At 60.9% G+C, this 20,240-nt stretch carries 20 protein-coding genes; 9 read left to right on the plus strand and 11 right to left on the minus strand.

The genetic code is table 11. From position 1 onward, the window contains the following. Positions 1 to 35 precede the first annotated feature (35 nt). Positions 36 to 2,135 (plus strand): phosphate acetyltransferase, encoded by a 2,100-nt coding sequence (gene pta / locus J3P85_RS24565; RefSeq protein WP_053125134.1) that lies wholly within the window; start codon positions 36 to 38, stop codon positions 2,133 to 2,135. Further along, the gene (locus tag J3P85_RS24570; protein WP_434703867.1) at positions 2,136 to 3,044 is read left to right on the plus strand and encodes an acyltransferase; all 909 of its coding nucleotides are present in this window, start codon (positions 2,136 to 2,138) and stop codon (positions 3,042 to 3,044) included. 184 nt (positions 3,045 to 3,228) lie between these two features. Here J3P85_RS24570 and cysN read toward each other — a convergent pair whose 3' ends face one another. From cysN to J3P85_RS24585, 3 genes are all read right to left on the minus strand, one after another. Further along, a complete protein-coding gene (cysN, locus tag J3P85_RS24575; RefSeq protein ID WP_434703868.1) occupies positions 3,229 to 5,127 on the minus strand; it encodes a sulfate adenylyltransferase subunit CysN in 1,899 nt (632 codons plus the stop codon). A gap of 9 nt (positions 5,128 to 5,136) precedes the next feature. Next, positions 5,137 to 6,054: a sulfate adenylyltransferase subunit CysD gene (gene cysD / locus J3P85_RS24580; protein WP_003178041.1), complete on the minus strand. Its 918-nt coding sequence runs from the start codon at positions 6,052 to 6,054 to the stop codon at positions 5,137 to 5,139. A gap of 267 nt (positions 6,055 to 6,321) precedes the next feature. Then, positions 6,322 to 7,080, minus strand: coding sequence for a Nif3-like dinuclear metal center hexameric protein (locus tag J3P85_RS24585; protein ID WP_434703870.1), 759 nt, complete (start codon positions 7,078 to 7,080; stop codon positions 6,322 to 6,324). Between the two features lie 104 nt (positions 7,081 to 7,184). Here J3P85_RS24585 and algW point away from each other — a divergent pair, with 104 nt between their 5' ends. The 3 genes from algW (at position 7,185) to J3P85_RS24600 (ending at position 11,470) form a co-directional block, all read left to right on the plus strand. Then, entirely contained in the window at positions 7,185 to 8,345 is a 1,161-nt protein-coding gene (gene algW / locus J3P85_RS24590) for a Do family serine endopeptidase AlgW (protein ID WP_434703871.1), read from the plus strand. 289 nt (positions 8,346 to 8,634) lie between these two features. Next, positions 8,635 to 10,740, plus strand: coding sequence for a TonB-dependent siderophore receptor (locus J3P85_RS24595; protein WP_434703873.1), 2,106 nt, complete (start codon positions 8,635 to 8,637; stop codon positions 10,738 to 10,740). Positions 10,741 to 10,750: 10 nt separating this feature from the next. Further along, positions 10,751 to 11,470: a DUF4198 domain-containing protein gene (locus J3P85_RS24600; RefSeq protein WP_250964052.1), complete on the plus strand. Its 720-nt coding sequence runs from the start codon at positions 10,751 to 10,753 to the stop codon at positions 11,468 to 11,470. Positions 11,471 to 11,679: 209 nt separating this feature from the next. Here J3P85_RS24600 and J3P85_RS24605 read toward each other — a convergent pair whose 3' ends face one another. The 3 genes from J3P85_RS24605 to J3P85_RS24615 are packed head-to-tail and all read right to left on the minus strand — an operon-like array spanning position 11,680 to position 12,796. After that, complete coding sequence (locus J3P85_RS24605; protein WP_207964445.1) at positions 11,680 to 12,303, minus strand: SOS response-associated peptidase; 624 nt, start codon at positions 12,301 to 12,303, stop codon at positions 11,680 to 11,682. A gap of 39 nt (positions 12,304 to 12,342) precedes the next feature. Continuing rightward, positions 12,343 to 12,603, minus strand: coding sequence for a putative signal transducing protein (locus J3P85_RS24610; protein ID WP_434703874.1), 261 nt, complete (start codon positions 12,601 to 12,603; stop codon positions 12,343 to 12,345). Between the two features lie 10 nt (positions 12,604 to 12,613). Next, positions 12,614 to 12,796, minus strand: a complete 183-nt coding sequence (locus J3P85_RS24615) for a CPXCG motif-containing cysteine-rich protein (RefSeq protein ID WP_207964449.1) — start codon at positions 12,794 to 12,796, stop codon at positions 12,614 to 12,616. 139 nt (positions 12,797 to 12,935) lie between these two features. Between J3P85_RS24615 and J3P85_RS24620 the strand changes: the two genes are divergently transcribed. Next, entirely contained in the window at positions 12,936 to 14,102 is a 1,167-nt protein-coding gene (locus J3P85_RS24620) for a 1-acyl-sn-glycerol-3-phosphate acyltransferase (RefSeq protein ID WP_060740673.1), read from the plus strand. Between the two features lie 238 nt (positions 14,103 to 14,340). On the opposite strand, the gene J3P85_RS24625 is transcribed toward J3P85_RS24620, so the two are convergent. Further along, positions 14,341 to 14,622 (minus strand): hypothetical protein, encoded by a 282-nt coding sequence (locus J3P85_RS24625; protein ID WP_411385615.1) that lies wholly within the window; start codon positions 14,620 to 14,622, stop codon positions 14,341 to 14,343. Positions 14,623 to 14,846: 224 nt separating this feature from the next. Here J3P85_RS24625 and J3P85_RS24630 point away from each other — a divergent pair, with 224 nt between their 5' ends. Next, a complete protein-coding gene (locus J3P85_RS24630) occupies positions 14,847 to 15,053 on the plus strand; it encodes a hypothetical protein (protein ID WP_058544127.1) in 207 nt (68 codons plus the stop codon). 132 nt (positions 15,054 to 15,185) lie between these two features. Here the strand turns inward: J3P85_RS24630 and J3P85_RS24635 are convergent, their stop codons facing one another. After that, a complete protein-coding gene (locus tag J3P85_RS24635; RefSeq protein ID WP_003205489.1) occupies positions 15,186 to 15,770 on the minus strand; it encodes a YajG family lipoprotein in 585 nt (194 codons plus the stop codon). A 364-nt stretch (positions 15,771 to 16,134) separates the two neighbouring features. On the opposite strand from J3P85_RS24635, the gene J3P85_RS24640 reads away from it, so the two are divergent. Continuing rightward, complete coding sequence (locus J3P85_RS24640) at positions 16,135 to 16,368, plus strand: hypothetical protein (RefSeq protein ID WP_014340171.1); 234 nt, start codon at positions 16,135 to 16,137, stop codon at positions 16,366 to 16,368. A 738-nt stretch (positions 16,369 to 17,106) separates the two neighbouring features. After that, positions 17,107 to 18,612, plus strand: a complete 1,506-nt coding sequence (gene mqo / locus J3P85_RS24645; protein ID WP_434703878.1) for a malate dehydrogenase (quinone) — start codon at positions 17,107 to 17,109, stop codon at positions 18,610 to 18,612. A 63-nt stretch (positions 18,613 to 18,675) separates the two neighbouring features. On the opposite strand, the gene J3P85_RS24650 is transcribed toward mqo, so the two are convergent. The 3 genes from J3P85_RS24650 to J3P85_RS24660 form a co-directional block, all read right to left on the minus strand. Next, positions 18,676 to 19,134: a hypothetical protein gene (locus tag J3P85_RS24650; RefSeq protein ID WP_434703879.1), complete on the minus strand. Its 459-nt coding sequence runs from the start codon at positions 19,132 to 19,134 to the stop codon at positions 18,676 to 18,678. Positions 19,135 to 19,322: 188 nt separating this feature from the next. After that, complete coding sequence (locus J3P85_RS24655) at positions 19,323 to 19,610, minus strand: PA4642 family protein (RefSeq protein WP_434703881.1); 288 nt, start codon at positions 19,608 to 19,610, stop codon at positions 19,323 to 19,325. 61 nt (positions 19,611 to 19,671) lie between these two features. Continuing rightward, positions 19,672 to 20,157, minus strand: a complete 486-nt coding sequence (locus J3P85_RS24660) for a hypothetical protein (protein WP_434703882.1) — start codon at positions 20,155 to 20,157, stop codon at positions 19,672 to 19,674. Positions 20,158 to 20,240 lie beyond the last annotated feature (83 nt).

Raw genomic sequence — 20,240 nt, forward strand, 5'->3', positions numbered from 1 at the left:
TCATAGGTCGCGCCATTCCCCCTTAGAGAATTCGCATGCAAACTTTTTTTATCGCGCCCACCGATTTCGGGGTGGGTCTGACCTCCATCAGCCTCGGGCTGGTGCGTACCCTTGAACGGGCCGGGCTGAAAGTCGGCTTTTTCAAACCCATTGCCCAGCCGCATCCCGGCGACACCGGGCCGGAGCGCTCCACCGAGCTGGTGGCCCGCACCCATGGTCTCAAGCCGCCGCAACCCCTGGGCCTGGCTCATGTGGAGCGCATGCTCGGCGATGGCCAGCTCGATGAGCTGCTGGAAGAAATCATCACCCTTTACCAGCAAGCGGCCATCGGCAAGGACGTGCTGGTCGTCGAGGGCATGGTCCCGACCCGCAACGCCAGCTACGCCGCCCGGGTCAACCTGCACCTGGCCAAGAGCCTCGACGCCGAGGTCATCCTGGTGTCGGCACCGGAAAACGAAGTGCTGACCGAGCTTTCCGGGCGGGTGGAGTTGCAAGCGCAGTTGTTCGGCGGGCCGAAGGACCCGAAAGTCCTCGGGGTGATCCTGAACAAGGTCCGCACCGACGAAAGCATGGAAGCGTTTTCCGCACGGCTCAAGGAGCACTCGCCCCTGTTGCGCAGCGGCGATTTCCGCCTGCTCGGTTGCCTGCCGTTTCGCCCCGAACTCAATGCCCCGCGCACCCGCGACGTGGCCGACCTGATGGGCGCACAGGTGCTCAATGCCGGCGACTACGAAACCCGGCGCATGAGCAACATCATCATTTGCGCCCGCACCATGCGCAACACCGTGGAACTGCTCAAGCCCGGCGTGCTGGTGGTGACGCCTGGCGATCGCGACGACATCATCCTCGCCGTGAGCCTGGCGGCGATCAACGGCGTGCCGCTGGCCGGCCTGTTGCTGACCAGCGACACGTTGCCCGACCCACGCATCATGGACCTGTGCCGCGGCGCCTTGCAGGCAGGGTTGCCGGTGCTGTCGGTGAGCACGGGCTCCTATGACACCGCCAACCTGCTCAACGGCCTGAACAAGGAAATCCCCATCGATGACCGCGAACGTGCGGAGATCATCACCGATTTTGTCGCCAGCCACCTGGACGCCAAATGGTTGCACCAGCGCTGCGGCACGCCGCGGGAAATGCGCCTGTCGCCAGCGGTGTTCCGCTATCAGCTGATCCAGCGCGCCCAGGCCGCCAACAAACGCATCGTCCTGCCCGAAGGCAGCGAACCGCTGACCGTCCAGGCCGCCGCCATTTGCCAGGCCCGGGGCATCGCCCGCTGCGTGTTGCTGGCCAAGCCGGCCGACGTCGAGGCGGTGGCCCGCGCCCAAGGCATCGAACTGCCGCCAGGGCTGGAGATTCTCGATCCGGACTCGATCCGCGAGCGCTACGTCGAGCCGATGGTGCGGTTGCGCAAGAGCAAGAGCCTGAACGCGCCGATGGCCGAGCAGCAACTGGAAGACACCGTGGTCATCGGCACCATGATGCTGGCCCTGGATGAAGTGGACGGACTGGTCTCCGGGGTCATCCACTCCACCGCCAACACCATCCGCCCAGCCTTGCAACTGATCAAGACCGCACCAGGCTGCTCGCTGGTGTCCTCGGTGTTTTTCATGCTGTTTCCCGAAGAAGTGCTGGTCTACGGCGACTGCGTGATGAACCCGCACCCCAGCGCCGCGGAGCTGGCGGAAATCGCCCTGCAAAGCGCCGACTCGGCCGCCGCGTTCGGCATCACCCCACGGGTGGCGATGCTCAGCTATTCCAGCGGCGAGTCGGCCAGTGGCGAAGAAGTGGAAAAAGTCCGCGAAGCCACCCTGCTGGCCCACGAAGCCCAGCACGGCCTGTTGATCGACGGCCCGCTGCAATACGACGCCGCCGCCAACGAAACCGTGGCCCGGCAACTGGCGCCCAACAGTCAGGTGGCCGGCCGGGCGACGGTGTTCATCTTCCCGGACCTCAACACCGGCAACACCACCCACAAGGCCGTGCAGCGCAGCGCCGATTGCGTCAGCCTCGGGCCGATGCTGCAAGGCTTGCGCAAACCGGTGAATGACTTGCCCCGTGGCGCCCAGGTCGACGACATCGTGTACACCATCGCCCTGACTGCGATCCAAGCCGCCAACCGACCTTTGGATATTTAAATGCTGGACTTCCTGCCTGCCCCCTTGCGCGGCGTCATTGCTTCGCTGCTGTTGGCCCTGAACACCATCGCCTGCTGCACACCGCTGTTCATCGTGGCGATCTTCAAGCTGGTGCTGCCCTTCCCCGCCGCCCAGCGCTTCACCGACTGGCTGATGAGCCACATCCATGAAGCCTGGATCAGCAACAACAAGGCCTGGATGAACCTGGTGCGGCGTACCCGCTGGCACCTCAGCGGCTTGGAGGGCATGGACTACCAACACTCGTACCTGATCACCAGCAACCACCAGAGCTGGGTCGACATCATGGTGTTGCAGTACGTGTTGAACCGGCGCATCCGGCCGTTGAAGTTTTTCCTCAAGCAAGAGCTGATTTGGGTGCCGGTGATCGGCCTGGCCTGGTGGGCCCTGGGTTTCCCGTTCATGAAGCGCTATTCCAAGGCTTACCTGGAAAAGCATCCGGAAAAGAAAGGCAAGGACCTGGAAACCACCCGCAAGACCTGCGCGAAGTTTCGCGACAACCCCGTGGGCATCTTCAACTTCGTCGAAGGCACACGCTTTACCGAAGGCAAGCACGCCCAGCAGCAGTCACCGTTTCGCTACCTGCTCAAGCCCAAGGCCGGTGGCATCGCGTTTGTGCTCGATGCCATGGGCGAACAATTGGAGTCGATCATCAACGTGACCATCCATTACCCGGGCGGACGTCCTGGGTATTGGGATTTGCTCTGCGGCAACGTTGGCGAGGTCGTGGTGCATTGCCAGGAGCTGACGATCCCGCCGCAGTTCATTGGTAAAAGCTACGACCAGGACGGTGCCTATCGCCTGGAGTTCCAGGGCTGGATCAACCAGTTGTGGCAGGACAAGGATGCGTTGCTTGCGCAGATGCATAGGGAGTATCCCGCCAAGTCTTGAGGTGGCTGCACCGGCCTCATCGCGAGCAAGCTCGCTCCCACAATGGTCAGCGCTGAGGCAAATACCTGTGGGAGCGAGCTTGCTCGCGATGGCGCCCCTCCAGACAACAAAAAAGCCCGCCGATGATCACTCATCGGCGGGCTTTTACTTGCCGCTTGAAGCTAGAAGCTTGCAGCTGTTTCCCTTAGATCGCCCCACGCTTGCGCAGCAGATCCAGCACCTGCTTGACGCTTTCTTCCAGGGTCAGCGCCTGGGTGTCGATCACCAGGTCGGCATCCAGCGGCACGTCATACGGGAAGGACTCGCCCGGAATGTTGTCGCCGGCCGCGGCATAGAGCCCTTGCGGATCACGCTGGGCACACACCGTTGGCGAGGCCTGGACATAGACCGTCAGCAGACGCTCACGGCCGATCAGGTCCTTGGCCTGCTCGCGCCCTTCGGCACTCGGCGCAACAAACGCGGCCAAGGTCAGCAGCCCCGCTTCGTTGAACTGACGAGCGACGTGCGCCGCACGGCGCCAGTTCTCGGTCCGCCCGGCACGATCCTGCGGCAAGCCCTTGTTCAGGTCATGACGCAGGTTCTGGCCATCGAGGACAAAGACCGCACGGCCCGAGTCGAACAACTTGCGCTCGACCGCATAGGCCAGCGTGCTCTTGCCAGCGCCCGACAGGCCACTGAACAAGACCGTCGCTGGCTGCTGGCCGAAGCGCTGGGTGCGTTCTTCCACCGACACATGGGCCAGTTTACCGTGGTGCGAGCTGCTGCCGTGGGTCAGCGGCTGGGCGACGATCATGCCGGCGCCGACCGTACCGTTGGTCAGGCGATCGATGACGATGAACGCGCCAGTGGTGCGGTTGCTCTCGTAACCGTCCAGGGCGATCGGCGCATCCAGGGCGATCCTCACCTTGCCGATTTCGTTGAGCTGCAACGCGCTGGCCGGACCTTCTTCCAAGGTGTTCACATCGACCTTGTTGACAATGCTGGCAATCGAGCCCGGCACGTAGCTGGTGGCACGCTTGATGTCATATTTCTTGCCCGGCAGCATCGGCTCTTCGGCCATCCACACCAGCATCGCTTCGAAGCTGTCGGTGACCGGCGGCACGTTGTCGGCGTGTACCAGCAGGTCGCCACGGGAGATGTCGATCTCGTCTTCCATGGTCAGCGTCACCGCCTGGCCTGGACCGGCGTGTTCCAGCTCGCCCTCGAAGGTGACGATGGATTTCACGCGGCTGCTCTTGCCCGACGGCAGCACCACCACCTCGTCGCCCTTGTGCACGATGCCGCTGGCGAGCGTGCCGGCGAAACCGCGGAAGTTGAGGTTCGGACGGTTGACGTACTGCACCGGGAAACGCAGGTCGGTGAAATTGCGGTCGCCCGCCACTTCCACGGTCTCGAGGATTTCCATCAGCGATTGGCCGGTGTACCACGGTGAACGCTCGGACTTGTTCACCACGTTGTCGCCCTTGAGGGCGGACATCGGCACGAAGTGCATGCTGGTGGGCTTCATCTTCAAGCCTTCGGCGAACTTCAGGTAGTCGGCCTTGATTGACTCGAACACGCCCTGGTCGAAGTCCTTGAGGTCCATCTTGTTGATGGCCACGACGATGTGCTTGATGCCCAGCAACGAGGCGATGAAGCTGTGGCGACGGGTCTGGGTCTGCACGCCGTAGCGGGCATCCACCAGGATGATCGCCAGGTCACAGGTGGAAGCACCGGTGGCCATGTTGCGGGTGTACTGCTCATGGCCGGGGGTATCGGCGATGATGAATTTGCGCTTGGCGGTGGAGAAATAGCGGTAGGCGACATCGATGGTGATGCCTTGCTCGCGCTCGGCCTGCAGGCCATCGACCAGCAACGCCAGGTCGATGTCGTCACCGGTGGTGCCGACTTTCTTCGAATCGCGGGTGATGGCTTCCAGGTGATCTTCGTAGATCATCTTGGAGTCGTGCAGCAGGCGCCCGATCAGGGTGCTCTTGCCGTCGTCGACGTTACCGCAGGTCAGGAAGCGCAGCAGCTCTTTACGCTCGTGCTGGCCCAGGTAGGCGAGGATGTCCTCGCTGATCAAATCAGATTGATGCGACATGACAGCCCCTTAGAAATAACCTTGACGTTTTTTATCTTCCATCGAGCCTGCGCCATCGTGATCGATGACCCGGCCCTGGCGCTCGGAAGTTCGCGTCAGGAGCATTTCCTGGATGATGTCCGTCAGGCTCTCGGCCTCGGACTCCACCGCGCCCGTCAACGGGTAGCAGCCAAGGGTACGGAAACGCACTTTCTTCTTGACGATACGGGCTTTGTCTTCGTCGGACAGGTGTTCGAGGATGCGCTCGTCGTCGATCATGATCAGCGTGCCGTTCTTCTCGATCACTTCACGCTCGGCGGCGAAGTACAGCGGCACGATCGGGATGCCTTCGAGGTAGATGTACTGCCAGATGTCCAGCTCGGTCCAGTTCGACAGCGGGAAGACGCGGATCGACTCGCCCTTGTTGACCTTGCCGTTGTAGACGTTCCACAGCTCCGGGCGCTGGTTCTTCGGGTCCCAGCGGTGCTTGCTGTCACGGAACGAGTACACGCGCTCCTTGGCGCGGGATTTCTCTTCATCGCGACGGGCACCGCCGAACGCAGCATCGAAACCATACTTGTCCAAGGCCTGCTTGAGGCCTTCGGTCTTCATGATGTCGGTGTGCTTGGCACTGCCGTGGGTGAACGGGTTGATGCCCTGCGCCACGCCGTCCGGGTTCACATGAGTGATCAGGTCCAGGCCCAATTCCTCGACCATGCGGTCGCGGAACTTGTACATTTCCTGGAATTTCCAGCGGGTGTCGACGTGCATCACCGGAAACGGCAGCTTGCCGGGGAAGAACGCCTTGCGTGCCAGGTGCAGCATCACGGCGGAGTCTTTACCGATGGAGTACAGCATCACCGGGTTATCGAACTCGGCGGCCACCTCGCGGATGATGTGGATGCTTTCCGCCTCCAGCTGTTTCAGATGCGTCAGTTTGTCGACCATGGCTACTCACGAAAACTTTCTTATGAACGGCCAGCGGGCCGTGTTCGAGCGGGGAATCCTAGCACAGCGACCTCTTCTAATCAGGGCGCCAACTAGATCGAAACAGCATATGGATATGCCCAGTGGTTCGGGCCCCGCACCGGTCTTTTTGTGGGAGCGAGCTTGCTCGCGATAGCGGTGTGTCAGCCACATTAATGTCGACTGGTCCGCCGCCATCGCGAGCAAGCTCGCTCCCACAGGGGTTAGTTCCCATAGGGTTATAAACAGTCAGATCGGATTCGGGCAATCGATGAAGATGTGTTCCAGGGCAAAGCGTCGCGCCAGGTAGTCACCCAGCGCCTGGACGCCATAACGCTCAGTGGCATGATGCCCGGCGGCAATGAAGCTGATGCCGTTCTCCCGGGCGCTGTGGAACGTCTGCTCCGACGCCTCGCCGCTGAGGTAAAGGTCGACACCTGCCAGCACCGCCTGATCGATATACCCCTGGCCGCCACCGGTGCACCAGCCGACCCGACGGATCATCTGCTCGCCTTCGATCAGCAAGGGCTCGCGGCCCAAGGCTTCCTGGACCTTGCGCGCGAAATCCCGCGCCGTCATCGGTTCGGACAGAGAGCCGACCAGGCCGACAATCTTGGGATTATCCGGATCCAGCGGCCCCTCGACGGTGATGTCCAACTGGCGGGCCAGTTGCACGTTATTGCCCACTTCGGGGTGCAGGTCCAGGGGCAAGTGGTAAGCCAGCAGGCTGATGTCATGCTTGAGCAACGTCTTGAGACGACGCTGTTTCATGCCGGTGATACAAGGGTTCTCGCCCTTCCAGAAATAACCGTGATGCACCAGCACCAGGTCGGCCCCGGCCTCGACAGCCGCATCGAGCAAGGCCTGGCTGGCGGTGACGCCGCTGACGATGCGCATCACCTGGGGCGCGCCTTCGACCTGCAGGCCGTTGGGGCAATAATCGGCAATCCGGCTGCTGGCCAGGTAACGGTCCGCTTCTTCTACCAGGGTGCTCAGGGCGACGGCCATGAAAAGACTCCTAAATATCCCGTTCAGAGGCGCGCGCGGCCTCGTATAATGCGCGACATTATGGGCGGTCTCATACCGCCTGCAACCTTTGTAGGACGTGCTTAATGCTCAAGGCGCTGCGTTTTTCCGGCTGGCCGCTATTGGCCGGTGTGCTTGTCGCTCTACTGATTATCCAGCGCTACCCGGAGTGGGTTGGCCTGCCGAGCCTCGACGTCAACCTGCAGCAAGCGCCGCAAACCAAGGCGGTGCTGCAGGGGCCGGTGTCCTATGCCGACGCCGTGACCACCGCCGCGCCGGCCGTGGTGAACCTGTACACCACCAAGGTCATCAACAAACCCAGCCATCCGCTGTTCGAAGACCCGCAATTCCGGCGCTTTTTCGGCGACAACTCGCCCAAGCAAAAGCGCATGGAGTCGAGCCTGGGGTCGGGCGTGATCATGAGCCCGGAAGGCTACATCCTGACCAACAACCACGTCACCAGCGGTGCCGACCAGATCGTGGTGGCCCTCAAGGACGGTCGTGAAACCCTGGCCCGGGTGATCGGCAGCGACCCGGAAACCGACCTGGCGGTACTGAAGATCGATCTCAAGAACCTGCCGGCCATCACCATCGGCCGCTCCGACAGCATCCGCATCGGCGACGTGACCCTGGCCATCGGCAACCCGTTCGGCGTTGGCCAGACCGTGACCATGGGCATCATCAGCGCCACCGGGCGCAATCAGTTGGGCCTGAACAACTACGAGGACTTCATCCAGACCGACGCCGCGATCAATCCCGGCAATTCCGGTGGCGCGCTGGTGGATGCCAACGGCAACCTCACCGGGATCAACACGGCGATCTTCTCCAAGTCCGGCGGCAGCCAGGGCATCGGTTTCGCCATTCCGGTGAAACTGGCGATGGAGGTGATGAAATCCATCATCGAACACGGCCAGGTAATCCGCGGTTGGCTGGGGATTGAAGTCCAGCCGCTGACCCAGGAACTGGCGGAATCCTTCGGCTTGTCCGGGCGGCCCGGCATCGTGGTGGCGGGGATCTTCCGCGACGGTCCGGCGCAGAAGGCCGGCCTGCAACTGGGCGATGTGATCCTGAGCATCGATGGCGAACCGGCCGGCGATGGCCGCCGCTCGATGAACCAGGTGGCGCGGATCAAGCCCACCGACAAGGTGACGATCCAGGTCATGCGCAACGGCAAGGAGCTCAAGCTCACTGCCGAAATCGGCCTGCGCCCACCGCCAGCGCCGGTGGTGCCTAAAGAAGAGCAGTAAGCCGCACCATAACCATAGAAGGGCCTGGCAACTGAACAAGCCCTCCTCAAATCCCCTGTGGAGAGGGAGCTTGCTCCCGCTGGGCTGCGCAGCAGCCCTAAACCTGCCACCTCAAAACACCAGACGGATTGCATTCCATTCTGTTGGGTCTGCTTCGCAGCCCAGCGGGAGCAAGCTCCCTCGCCACAAAAACGGCGTTCGGCTCCACATTTTCAGAGAAATATAAATAGCATAAATTCTCATTGGTAGTGTTATATTGTTTCAATCTCAAGGTTTGGAACAACATAACATGTCATCCCTGAAACGGATTTCCATCGCCAGCCTCGCCCTGGGCCTGCTCGGCGATCCGGCCTACGCCGAAGAAATCCAGCCGCTGGAACTGGACGCCATCACCGTAACGTCCGACTACGAATCCGCCACCGGGCCTGTCACGGGCTATCGCGCCACCCGCTCCGCCAGTGCAACCAAGACCGACACGGCCCTGCGTGACATCCCGCAATCGATCAGCGTGATTCCCGCCAGCGTGCTCAAGGACCTGGGCAGCACCAGTGTTGAACGGGCATTAGAGTATGCCGGCGGCGTATCGAAACAGAACAACTTCGGTGGCCTGACGCTCTACGAATACAGCGTTCGCGGCTTCACCACCTCGGAGTTCTACAAGGACGGTTTCAGCGCCAACCGCGGCTATCCGAGCACCCCGGACGCCGCGAACATCGAACGCATCGAAGTACTCAAGGGCCCGGCGGCCAGCCTGTATGGCCGAGGCGACCCTGGCGGCACGGTGAACATCGTGACCAAGAAACCGCAACCGGAAGCCTTTACCACGCTGCAAACCAGCGCCGGGAGCTGGGATCGCTACCGAACCGCGCTGGACGTCAACACGCCACTGGACGCCGAAGGCAACGTGCTGTCGCGGGTCAATCTGGCAGTCGAGGACAACAATAGCTTTCGCGACCATGTCGGCAGCAAACGTGTGTTCGTTGCGCCTTCCATCAGTTGGCAACTGAACCCCGATACGCGGTTGTTGGTGGAAAGCGAAATCGTGCGCCACAGCTCGACGTTCGACCGCGGCATCGTCGCTCCGAACAATCGCTGGAGCGGCGTTTCCCGCTCGACTTTCCTGGGCGAACCCAACGACGGCGACATCGACAACCACAACAACATGCTCCAGGCCGCCCTCGAGCATCAGCTCAACGACGCCTGGCAACTGCGCCTGGCCAGCCATTACAAGCAGGGTGAACTCTGGGGATTCGCTTCCGAAGCGCAGCCGTTGAACGCCGATGGCCGCACGGTGAACCGCCGCTACCGCGAACGCGACAACAACTGGCACGACAGCATCACTCAGTTTGAATTGCGTGGCCTGTTCGACCTCGGACCCTGGCAGCATGAACTGCTGATCGGCAGCGAATACGAGGACTATCGCAAGAACGAGCGCGTGACCAGGATCCTCGGTGGCAGCTACCCCATCGACATCTATCAGCCGGTCTACGGCCAGCCGAAACCCAATGGTGATCGGATCGGCACGGATTTCTTCGAGCGAGTGCAAAGCCGCGCGCTGAACCTGCAAGACCAGATCGTCTTCACCGACAAGCTGCGGGGCATGCTTGGCGTGCGCTACGAGCATTTCGAGCAGAGCATCGAAGACCACAACACCAATCTCACCAGCCGCCAACGCCACGACGCCCTGACCCAGCGGGCCGGCCTGCTGTATCAATTGACGCCCGAGGTCGGCCTGTTCGCCAACACCTCCACCTCGTTCAAGCCCAACAACGGCCTGGATGCCGGCGACAAGACTTTCGATCCCGAGGAAGGGGTCGGCTATGAAGTGGGGATCAAGAGCGAGTTGTTCGACGATCGCCTGAGCACCACCCTGGCGGCGTTCCATATCGAGAAGGAAAACGTCCTGGCTCAGACCGCCGGGACTGATTTTTACAGTGCCATGGGCAAGGCCCGCAGCCAGGGCATCGACCTGCAATTCACCGGGCAAGTGACCGACGCCGTGCGGGTGATCGGCGCCTATGCCTACATCGATGCCGAAGTGACCAAGGGTGACGAGCAGATCCCCACAGGCAGCCGGATCCTCGGCGTCGCCAAACACAGCGGCAGCCTGCTGGGGGTCTACGAATTCCAGGATGGGCACCTGCGCGGCTCGGATGTCGGCGCGGCGTTCACTTACGTCGGCGATCGCTCGGGCGAAGCCGGCAAGGATTTCGAACTGCCGGCCTACCACACCGTGGACCTGCTGGCCCATTACAAGGCCAGCGATGACATCACCGTGGGCCTGAACCTGAACAACGTCTTCGACGAAAAATACTACGAACGCTCCTACAGCAATTACTGGGTCACGCCCGGCGATCCGCGCAACTTCACTGTCAGCCTCACCCTCGATCTATAAGGAAGTCAGCATGAAATACCCCAAGACCTTCGCCCTGCTCGGCCTGCTCCTGGCCGCGCAGGCCTCGGCCCATGGCCTGTGGACCGAACAGCGTCGCGGCAACATCGAAGTGATCTACGGCCACGGTGCCGAAGACAATGCCTTCAAGGCGCAGAAAATCAGCGGTGCCTGGGCCTATGACCTGGGCGGCAAGATGATTCCGGTCACCGTAGAGCGCCTGCCGGACCACGCCCGCCTGCAACCGCTCAAGCCGCCAGCCGTACTGGCGGTGGCGCTGGACAACGGCATGTGGTCCCAGACGGCGGACAAGAAGTGGATCAACGAAGGTCGCAGCAAAGTGCCCGGGGCGGTCGAAGCGACCCAGACGTTCAAGTACAGCCTGGCGATCTATGAGCCTGGGGCGAAACTGCCGGCGCTGGAACCGATCAAGTTCGTGATCCTGCCGGAAGTCGACCCGCTGACCGTAGGCCCGGGCCAGCCATTACCGGTCCGGGTGCTGCTGGACGGCAAACCGGCGGCCGGGGTGAAACTGGTGGGCGACTACCGCAGCGCGCCGAACACCGTCTCGACGGAAACCGACGCAGAGGGCCGGGCCAAGGTACTGGTGCGCAACGAAGGCCTGAATGTGATCGCGGCGCACATGGAAATCAAGCTCAAGGACAACAAGGACGTGGACACCCGTGGCGTGTTCACCTCGCTGACGTTCCTGGGCGAACCACATCACGAGTAACCCCCAGAACCTAATGTGGGAGCGAGCTTGCTCGCGATGACGGTACATCAGCCACATTAATGTCGACTGATCCGCCGCCATCGCGAGCAAGCTCGCTCCCACAGGGGATGGTCGGTGTACGGAAATTTGAATACACCTGTAATCCACTGTGGGAGCGAGCCTGCCCCGGGCGGCGATCCACGATGGGGCCAATACAAGCGCCGCAAAACTCAAGCCGGGGTCAAGCACTCCGGCCCATTGAGCTTCGGATCATTGACCATATTGGCCAACACCCGCTCGCGCAGTGGCGCCGGCTCGCTGGCCAACAGCCCTTGCAAGGCATGCAGCGGGGTCTCGGGGTCGAGCCACAGGCGCTGGCCTTCTTCGTCCAGGATCAACGGCCGGCGTTGACCCGCCGCCGGTTGGGTGATCACCGCCGTGCTCAACCACACCTGTTCCTGCACCGGATACGCTTCCCAGATCGCGGCAAAAAACAACGACGAGCCCTCTCCCGGCGTCAGCCAGTACGGACGCTTGCGCGTGCCCCCGCGCCACTCGTAGAAGCCGTTGGCCGGCAGCAGGCAGCGGCGCAGGCGCAAGGCCTCGCGGAACATCGGTTGCTCGGCCACGGTTTCGGCCCGGGCATGGGCCGGGGTGCGGGACAGGTCGGTCAGCCACGGCGGCGTCAGGCCCCAGCGCGCCCGGGCCAGCTCGCGCTGCCCCTCGGCGCCGGCCCGCAGCATCAGCACCGAATCGTTGGGCGAAATATTCCATTGGGCCTTCTGATCGGCGGGAAAACCGGGCAGGGCCGCGAAGGCGGGGTTCCAGCGAAACAGGGCATAACGTCCACACATGGGGCAACACGACTCTTGATCGAACGAACGACCGCCAGCCTAACAGACCAGCGTGCCGGGATAGCTGTCCGGTTCGTCACCGGGCAGCGGCAGCGCCGCATTGTACGCGGCGATCAACTCCCGGGCGTATTGCGCCTGGTCGTCTTCCACCGCCAGCCCGAGCAATCCATGCATCGGCAATTCCCCCACGCCGCCGACCAGGTCGCGCCCCACCAGGTGCGCCGTGACGCCTTCGCTGGCGAGCATGCCTTGCAGCAACTCGCCTTCCATCACGTTGTCCAGCTCGTAGATTCGCTGCATGGGCGCCCCTTCACTCGTTTTCGCTGAAGACTTCGAGATGCCACTCTTCTTCATGGACTTGCAGTACAAAGGTGATCGGCCGACAACACACCTGACAGTCCTCGATGTAGGTCTGGTCACCGCCGGACAAGTCCACGGTTGTCTCTACTTCCTCCCCACAATAGGGACAATCATAACTAGCCTGTTCCAGCATCGCGGTCTCCCAAGTGACTTGTGCGTATAATCGCCGGTCTATTTGCAGGGCTATTTTCGTCTGGCTTATCTTCCAGGCCGTGCCCTGTCGTTTTTTCGATCGAACCTTTACTTACCCTAGCCGTTTCCAACAAGAGAGCATGATGGGCGAATTCGATGCCATCCGACCTTACGACGACAGCGAAGTCCCAGCGGTGCTGGCACGGCTGCTCGGCGACAAGGCGTTTCTAGATATCCTCACCCACTTCCGCTTCCCACGCCTGGCCGGCGCCTTCGGCTGGATGCTCAAACCCCTTATAGCGCAAAGATTGCGCCGTGAGTTCGCCGGTGTGACGTCGGTCGCTACGTTGCAGGACAAGGTGGAGTTCTACGTCGACCACACCATTGAGCGCGCCACCGATGGCGTGACCTACACCGGGGTGGAGCAATTCAAGTCCGGCAGTGCCTATCTGTTCATCGCCAACCACCGCGATATCGTGATGGACCCGGCCTTCGTCAATTACGCCGTGTACCACGCCGGCCTGCCGACGCCGCGCATCGCCATTGGCGACAACCTGCTGCAAAAGCCCTTTGTCAGCGACCTGATGCGCCTGAACAAGAGTTTCATCGTGCACCGCTCCATCACCGGGCGGCGGGAAAAAATGGCGGCGTACCAGTTGCTGTCGGCGTATATCAACCATTCGATCCGCAACGACTGCGCCTCGATCTGGATCGCCCAGGCCGAAGGGCGGGCCAAGGACGGTGACGACCGGACCGAATCGGCGATCCTCAAGATGTTCCACATGAGCCGCAAGGACGAGCCGTTCGGTGAGGTGATCCAGTCACTGAACCTCACGCCGGTATCGATCAGCTACGAATACGACCCGTGCGACCAGGCCAAGGCCCGCGAGTTGTACATCCGCGCCACCACCGGCACCTACACCAAGGCCCCGGGCGAAGACGACGTGAGCATCGCCAAGGGCATCACCGGCTACAAGGGCCGGGTCCATGTGAACTTCGCCGCGCCCATCACCGAGCTGTTCGAGGACACCAAGCAATTGGCCCTGGAGATGGACCGGCAGATTCTCGGCGGCTACCGGCTGTTCCCGGTGCATTACCTGGCCTACGCCCAATGGGCCGACGCCGACCCGCAACTGCAGGTGCCGACGGCGGCCGAGGTATTTGGTGCTGATGAGTTGGCCAAGGCCCAGGAAGAATGGCAGCGCCGACTGGACGCATGCCCGCCGGAACACCGGCCGTTCCTGGTGCTGCAATATGCGACGCCGGTGCGTAACCAGTATCGGGTCAAGGCGGGGTTGGCGCTTTAAAGCCGGGCTTGCGAGGGCCTGGTTTGGCCTCTGTGACGAGGGAGCTTGCTCCCGCTCGATTGCGCAGCAATCGCAAAACGGGCTTGCAGTGATTTGAGTTTACCATTCGACGGGGGCTGCTTCGCAGCCCAGCGGGAGCAAGCTCCCTCGCCACAAAAGCACTTTTGCCAGGCAATTCTCATTTGCCCTGCAAACACTTTTGCAAAGCGATCCTCGATTGCCTTGCAAGGCTACTTCATCAGAACTGCGTACTGATCCACGACACCAGCAACGCCAGCGCCAGGCAGCCGAAGCCAAACCGGTAGAAAAACCGGTTCATGCGCTGGGTGGCCAGATCCAGCAATGCTTCGAAGCGTTCCTCGCCATTGCCACTGCGTGCTTGCAGGCAGGCCCGCGCCCGTTGTTCCCGGCGACGCGTCGCATGCAGCACCCAGCCGCCCGGGCAGGCAAACAGCAGCGCGAGCAGGTTGATCAGTTTGGCGGGGTGGGCGGCGAACAGCGAAAACAGATGCGACGACATCACGAACCTCAAGGGAAAAACGGACGGGACACGTCCGTGGCCTACGAACAGGGCGCGGATTCTACCGAAAGCCTGCCGCCCTGCGCCGTTTTTCCGACCAGTAACGATCCCATCGCGGCGCTGGGTTCCTTTGTGGCGAGGGAGCCTGGATTAATTTCCCCCGTCACCGTTTCGTCATCTGAATAGGCCACTCTGTCGCCCTTCAAACCCGCACGGAACCCGTCATGCTGCACGCCGAAAACCAGGATCGCCTCTACCTCATCAGCCCGAGCGACGAACAACAGAACCTCGTCGACAGCTTGTCCTTCAATGTGCAGGACCGCCATTGGCTGGTGTATTGCGCCCTCGGCGGCCATCCACATGCCGACCTGCCGGAGACAGACCTGCTGACCGGGATCAGCGTGCTGGAGTTCTATTCCCAGGCAGCCTGAGAATTTCGCCCATAAAAAACCCCTGTGGGAGCGAGCTTGCTCGCGATGGCGATGGATTAGCCAATATCAAGGTGGCTGACATTCCGCTATCGCGAGCAAGCTCGCTCCCACAGGGGATAGGGGGTTTGTTATTTACTCAGCCAGCACCTGGCCGATGGTCGGGTCCTTGAACAGCCGGGTCAAGGCATCGCTCAAGACATCGCTGACCAGCTTGGTGTTGGTGTCCTGGTTCGGCGCCATGCCGAAGCGCTGGTCCAGGGACGCACCGTAGCGACCGCTGTAGCGGCGGTTGGCGTTCTGCACGTCGGAGCGGAAGGTCGCGCCGATGGTGGCTTCGGTCACGTACATGCCTTCCTTGGGCGATTGGTACTTGAGCTCGGCCAAGGTCACGGTCAGTTGCGGTGCATTCAAGGCATTGGCGGTCGGCGTGAAGCCCAGCAGACGTACTGCGGCTTCAGCCTGGGCTTGCAACTTGGGCAGGATCTGCGCGCCCTGCACCGTGATCACGCTGGTTTCCGGGTACAACCCGCCGCGGGTGCCGAGTGTCGGCGACGGACGACCGTCCACCACCCGCACCACCACCGGCTGGCCACGACCTACAGGCGCCAGTTGGGCATTGAGCTTGGGCTCCGGGTTAAGTTGTTGCGGGCTGTGGGCGCAGCCGACGAGGGTCAGACTGGTCACAGCGATCAAACCGAACAACAGGCGTTGCAACATGCTCTTCTCTCCAGAATCGGGCACAAACAGGCCGGCAGTATAGCGGTGCGCCATCGCGGTGAACTAGTGGCCTGTACGGTTAATTCGAGTACTCAAATTCGAGTGCCAGGGCTTGCCAGGCAAGGCGCCATGACGAGTCGTAGCCCGCTACGGCGAGGAATGGCAACGCAGGCTGGCAAGTTCTGGCGCCGAAGTTGAGTGCACGAATTAGCCACACAGGCCACTAAGACTTGCGATGGATACTGAAATGTCTGACACAGGCCGTGATTGCCGGTTCCTGTCACCCCATTGTCACGATCCTTACACCGGTATGTCATAGCTCGCTGTCAGGCTTGCTCCAAGCTTCCTGACCCGGTATCCGCTCATGCGCTTCCTCATTTCGCTGTTCACCCCGCGCCCTCATCACCGCAGCTTCGCCCTGCTCGATCGCAACGGCCGTTGCCAGGCGTTCAAGCAGTGCAGCCTGCAACCCATGGGCGAAGGCTGGGTGGAAATTGATGAGATCCGTCTCAACTGGTTGCACCAGCCACTGCCCGCCAGCGCCCGCGTGCAACCGCTTCGTGCCCGCGCACGCAACCGGCAACTGTTGACCATCTGACCGGACGGCTAATAAAAGTCATTAAACACGACCATTTCCCTGCGTTTCTTCGATACAATCTCCCCCCGATTATAAGGACGTCTCCTGATCGGGCCGCGCAACACCGCTGATGCGCTGGTATTGGCACCCCGCACCGCCCACAGAGAGCCGCCCACACAGATCGAGTGAAGCTGGCGCGCTTGCTGTTCCTCCAGGCAAATCACCACTTTTCGCGAATCTGCAGAGCTGTCATTACGCTCGGTCACTGAGCTGTCTGCCCGTTTTGCCTGTCATGTATTCCATGGGGGCAACCAAACCGGGCGCAGTGCCAGGCTGGGACAGCCCTTTTTTGAGGTTCACGTCTTCAAAAGAGCGTGAAAAAACGGGTTTTCACAACTTCACGAGAGTGTGGCGAGCAAATGAAGAGTTTTGCGTCTGAACAAGCACCATTGGCGTCTGAAACAGCCCAACGACACAGGACCAGATATCGCTCAAGAACCGGCGCCTGAAGCCTGTCCGCTACGGATTTGGTTGCACGAACGGATGTCTCGGCCATAAGTCGAATTGCCCGCCCGGCGCTTAAATGAGTTCATGTGACTCTTGAGGCCAGGCTGCATGCATCCGCAGTAGGTGCGAAAAATTGCGAAGATTCGGACATGGCGATCCTGGCCATGGATCACTGGGGCGCAACTGACCTGCCCCGCCACTCCTGGCCGCTATGCCGACAATTTGGTGCTGCAGATTTTGGAGACGCGTTAAATGGCGCATAACGAAGCAGTCGATGTAGTTCTGGTAGGGGCCGGCATCATGAGTGCCACCCTGGCCGTGCTGCTCAAGGAGCTCGACCCCGCGATCTCGCTGGAAGTCGTCGAGCTGATGGATTCCGGTGCCGCGGAGAGTTCCAACCCGTGGAACAACGCCGGTACCGGCCATGCCGGGCTGTGTGAGCTCAACTACACGCCCCAGGCGGCCGACGGCACTGTCGACATCAAGAAAGCCGTGCACATCAACACCCAGTTCGAGGTGTCGAAACAGTTCTGGACGTACCTGACCAAAAAAGGCACGTTCGGCTCCTCCAAGTCTTTCATCGCCCCGGTGCCACACCTGAGCTTCGTGCAAGGCGAGAAAGGCGTGGCGTTCCTGAAGAAGCGTTTCGAGTTGATGCACCAGCATCACGCCTTCGCCGACATGGAATACACCGAAGACAAGGCCAAGATGGCCGAGTGGATGCCGTTGATGATGCCTGGCCGGCCAGACGATGAAGTCATCGCCGCCACCCGTGTCATGAACGGTACCGACGTCAATTTCGGCGCGCTGACCAACCAATTGCTCAAGCACCTGACCAGCGCCCCGGACACCCAAGTCAAATACTGCAAGCGCGTTACCGGGCTCAAGCGCAACGGCAGCGGCTGGACCGTGAGCATCAAGGACGTCAATTCCGGCAGCACCCGCGAAGTCGACGCCAAGTTTGTATTCCTCGGTGCCGGCGGCGCGGCGCTGCCGCTGCTGCAAGCCTCGGGCATCGAGGAAAGCAAGGGCTTCGGCGGCTTCCCGGTCAGCGGCCAGTGGCTGCGTTGCGACAACCCGGAAGTGGTCAAGCACCACCAGGCCAAGGTCTACAGCCAAGCCGCGGTGGGTTCGCCGCCCATGTCGGTGCCGCACCTGGACACCCGCGTGGTCGATGGCAAGAAATCCCTGCTGTTCGGGCCCTACGCCGGTTTCACCACCAAGTTCCTCAAGCACGGCTCGATCATGGACCTGCCGCTGTCGGTACGTGCCGGCAACATCGGCCCGATGCTGGCCGTGGCCCGGGACAACATGGACCTGACCAAGTACCTGATCAGCGAAGTGATGCAGTCCATGGAACAGCGCCTGGAATCCCTGCGCCGCTTCTACCCCGAGGCGAAAGCCGAAGACTGGCGCCTGGAAGTGGCCGGCCAACGGGTGCAGATCATCAAGAAAGACCCGAAGAAAGGTGGCGTCCTGCAATTCGGCACCGAACTGGTGGCAGCCAAGGACGGCACCCTCGCCGCCCTGCTCGGCGCATCGCCGGGTGCATCGGTGACCGTGTCGATCATGTTGGAACTGATCGAGCGCTGCTTCCCGGACAAGGCCAAGGGCGAGTGGGCTCCCAAGCTCGCGGAGATCTTTCCGGCACGGGAAAAAGTGCTGGAAACCGACGCGGCACTGTATCGCAAGATCAATGTGCAGAACAACATTGCGTTGGAGTTGGTCGAAGACAGCAAGGCGCACAGTTACGCCTGATACACTGCCGCTAATATAAAAAGCCTCCCGTGCAAAACGGGAGGCTTTTTATTTTCCGCAGTGTTATTTCATGGTGAATTTGATGCGTGTTCCGCCGTTGCGAACATAGTCGTCATCATCTTCTACATCAATCAACTGAGCGACACAATAATCCGTCGGCTCCGCGTTGACCCAGCGACGAAAAGGCATTGCCCCTTCGCTGACCGGTGTTCTTGCGACATGCCCAAAGCTGAAATGGCAGAGGCGACTGTCTTGCCTGTAGCTAAAAGCCTCTTCCTTGGAGCGTGACTGAGGCAGGTAGTACGTCAGCTCCTGGCTCTCACCCGGACTGATCCAAAAGTTGTGGCCCGAACCGGCCCAATAATCAGTCCAGCTAAAGCCGCTACCAGGAACAATATCGTCTACCGTGGCATTGTGTATTTCGACATTGACAACTTCATCCCGCGCGTAGGAAGCGGAACTTGCCAGACACGCCGCCAAGGACAGCAGCACGCCGGCGATACATTTTTTTTGATCTTCCATGACAAATACAACTCCATTAAGACAATGACGTAAAAGCCACTTGGCTTCAAACGCAAAAGTAATGGAGTTTCAAATAAAACAGAACAACCCGAATGGTGACATAACCTTTCAGAGCGATGTGCGAATAAAAAATTAGTTGCGTACAAGCGGAATATTCAACGCTCCGAAGAGCGTTGATAGACGTCGATTCAGCCGCGCGCCTTGTTGATCAACTCGATGTATTCCTCGGCATTACGCTGGTCCTTGATCAGCGCAACGAAATCGTTGCCGTGCTCATCCTTGCCGTTGAGGTCATGGCCGGCCTCGACGAAGAACATCAGGAAGCGCTCGAAATCGTCGACCCGCAGGCCACGGTAGGCCTTGATCAGTTTGTGCAACGACGGCGAAGTGGCATCGACCGGTTCGAAATTGAGGAACAGCTTGATCTGCTCATCGCCAATTTCGTCGCCAATCACTTGTTTCTTGTCTTTACGCATTGCCGGCTCCAACTCGCACAATTCACGGGGCGGGCAGTTTACCCCCGGCAGGCCCCGGGGCTCAACGCGGGCGTTCGGCACCGGTGTGCAGGTCGGCCCAGATATGGCCGTTGGCGTAAGTGAGGAACTGCACATAAACCGTGTTGTTGCGCAACAGATGGATGACCACCCGGTACTGGGCCTGTGGATAAGACAGCGTCAGGGTCTTGCTCGCCTCATCGAAGACTGGCTTCTTCAGGCTTTTGCTTTCGCCGTCGAAGTTGAGGATCACCTGGCTGATGGTCGCTCCTTTGTTCAAGGGCTTGCCCTTGAGACGGACCAGCAGGGGCGAAGTGACCGGGATCGGTTGCTGGTTGGACTGGCGTTGGTTACCCAGCACCACCGAATATTCGGTCACTTGCAGCAACTGCTGCTGTTCAGGTTGTTCCTGGCGCACCACCAGGTCATCCGGTGGCAGGAACTGGCTGTGCATCGGCGCGGCCACGGCCGTCAAAGGCAGACTGGCGATCAACAACAAAGTGGCGCAACGGCGGATCGATACACGCATGGCAAGCTCCTGGGTCTTGGCCAGGCACTCTAGCATGAGCACCAACGGTAAAAATAAGCGATCCGGATCAATACATCCGGGCA

Origin of the sequence: Pseudomonas sp. Z1-12, from assembly GCF_051132015.1 — a bacterium.
In the GTDB taxonomy this organism is placed as follows: domain Bacteria; phylum Pseudomonadota; class Gammaproteobacteria; order Pseudomonadales; family Pseudomonadaceae; genus Aquipseudomonas; species Aquipseudomonas zanjanensis.

What these genes read in the sequence shown, in the direction of transcription:
- J3P85_RS24650 (WP_434703879.1), bottom strand. Translation starts at nt 19,134, where the DNA reads ATGGAAGATCAAAAAAAATGTATCGCCGGCGTGCTGCTGTCCTTGGCG.
- J3P85_RS24630 (WP_058544127.1), top strand. Translation starts at nt 14,847, where the DNA reads ATGCTGCACGCCGAAAACCAGGATCGCCTCTACCTCATCAGCCCGAGC.
- J3P85_RS24615 (WP_207964449.1), bottom strand. Translation starts at nt 12,796, where the DNA reads ATGCTGGAACAGGCTAGTTATGATTGTCCCTATTGTGGGGAGGAAGTA.
- cysD (WP_003178041.1), bottom strand. Translation starts at nt 6,054, where the DNA reads ATGGTCGACAAACTGACGCATCTGAAACAGCTGGAGGCGGAAAGCATC.
- J3P85_RS24655 (WP_434703881.1), bottom strand. Translation starts at nt 19,610, where the DNA reads ATGCGTAAAGACAAGAAACAAGTGATTGGCGACGAAATTGGCGATGAG.
- J3P85_RS24620 (WP_060740673.1), top strand. Translation starts at nt 12,936, where the DNA reads ATGATGGGCGAATTCGATGCCATCCGACCTTACGACGACAGCGAAGTC.
- cysN (WP_434703868.1), bottom strand. Translation starts at nt 5,127, where the DNA reads ATGTCGCATCAATCTGATTTGATCAGCGAGGACATCCTCGCCTACCTG.
- J3P85_RS24570 (WP_434703867.1), top strand. Translation starts at nt 2,136, where the DNA reads ATGCTGGACTTCCTGCCTGCCCCCTTGCGCGGCGTCATTGCTTCGCTG.
- J3P85_RS24625 (WP_411385615.1), bottom strand. Translation starts at nt 14,622, where the DNA reads ATGTCGTCGCATCTGTTTTCGCTGTTCGCCGCCCACCCCGCCAAACTG.
- J3P85_RS24605 (WP_207964445.1), bottom strand. Translation starts at nt 12,303, where the DNA reads ATGTGTGGACGTTATGCCCTGTTTCGCTGGAACCCCGCCTTCGCGGCC.
- mqo (WP_434703878.1), top strand. Translation starts at nt 17,107, where the DNA reads ATGGCGCATAACGAAGCAGTCGATGTAGTTCTGGTAGGGGCCGGCATC.
- pta (WP_053125134.1), top strand. Translation starts at nt 36, where the DNA reads ATGCAAACTTTTTTTATCGCGCCCACCGATTTCGGGGTGGGTCTGACC.
- J3P85_RS24640 (WP_014340171.1), top strand. Translation starts at nt 16,135, where the DNA reads ATGCGCTTCCTCATTTCGCTGTTCACCCCGCGCCCTCATCACCGCAGC.
- algW (WP_434703871.1), top strand. Translation starts at nt 7,185, where the DNA reads ATGCTCAAGGCGCTGCGTTTTTCCGGCTGGCCGCTATTGGCCGGTGTG.
- J3P85_RS24595 (WP_434703873.1), top strand. Translation starts at nt 8,635, where the DNA reads ATGTCATCCCTGAAACGGATTTCCATCGCCAGCCTCGCCCTGGGCCTG.
- J3P85_RS24660 (WP_434703882.1), bottom strand. Translation starts at nt 20,157, where the DNA reads ATGCGTGTATCGATCCGCCGTTGCGCCACTTTGTTGTTGATCGCCAGT.
- J3P85_RS24635 (WP_003205489.1), bottom strand. Translation starts at nt 15,770, where the DNA reads ATGTTGCAACGCCTGTTGTTCGGTTTGATCGCTGTGACCAGTCTGACC.
- J3P85_RS24585 (WP_434703870.1), bottom strand. Translation starts at nt 7,080, where the DNA reads ATGGCCGTCGCCCTGAGCACCCTGGTAGAAGAAGCGGACCGTTACCTG.
- J3P85_RS24610 (WP_434703874.1), bottom strand. Translation starts at nt 12,603, where the DNA reads ATGCAGCGAATCTACGAGCTGGACAACGTGATGGAAGGCGAGTTGCTG.
- J3P85_RS24600 (WP_250964052.1), top strand. Translation starts at nt 10,751, where the DNA reads ATGAAATACCCCAAGACCTTCGCCCTGCTCGGCCTGCTCCTGGCCGCG.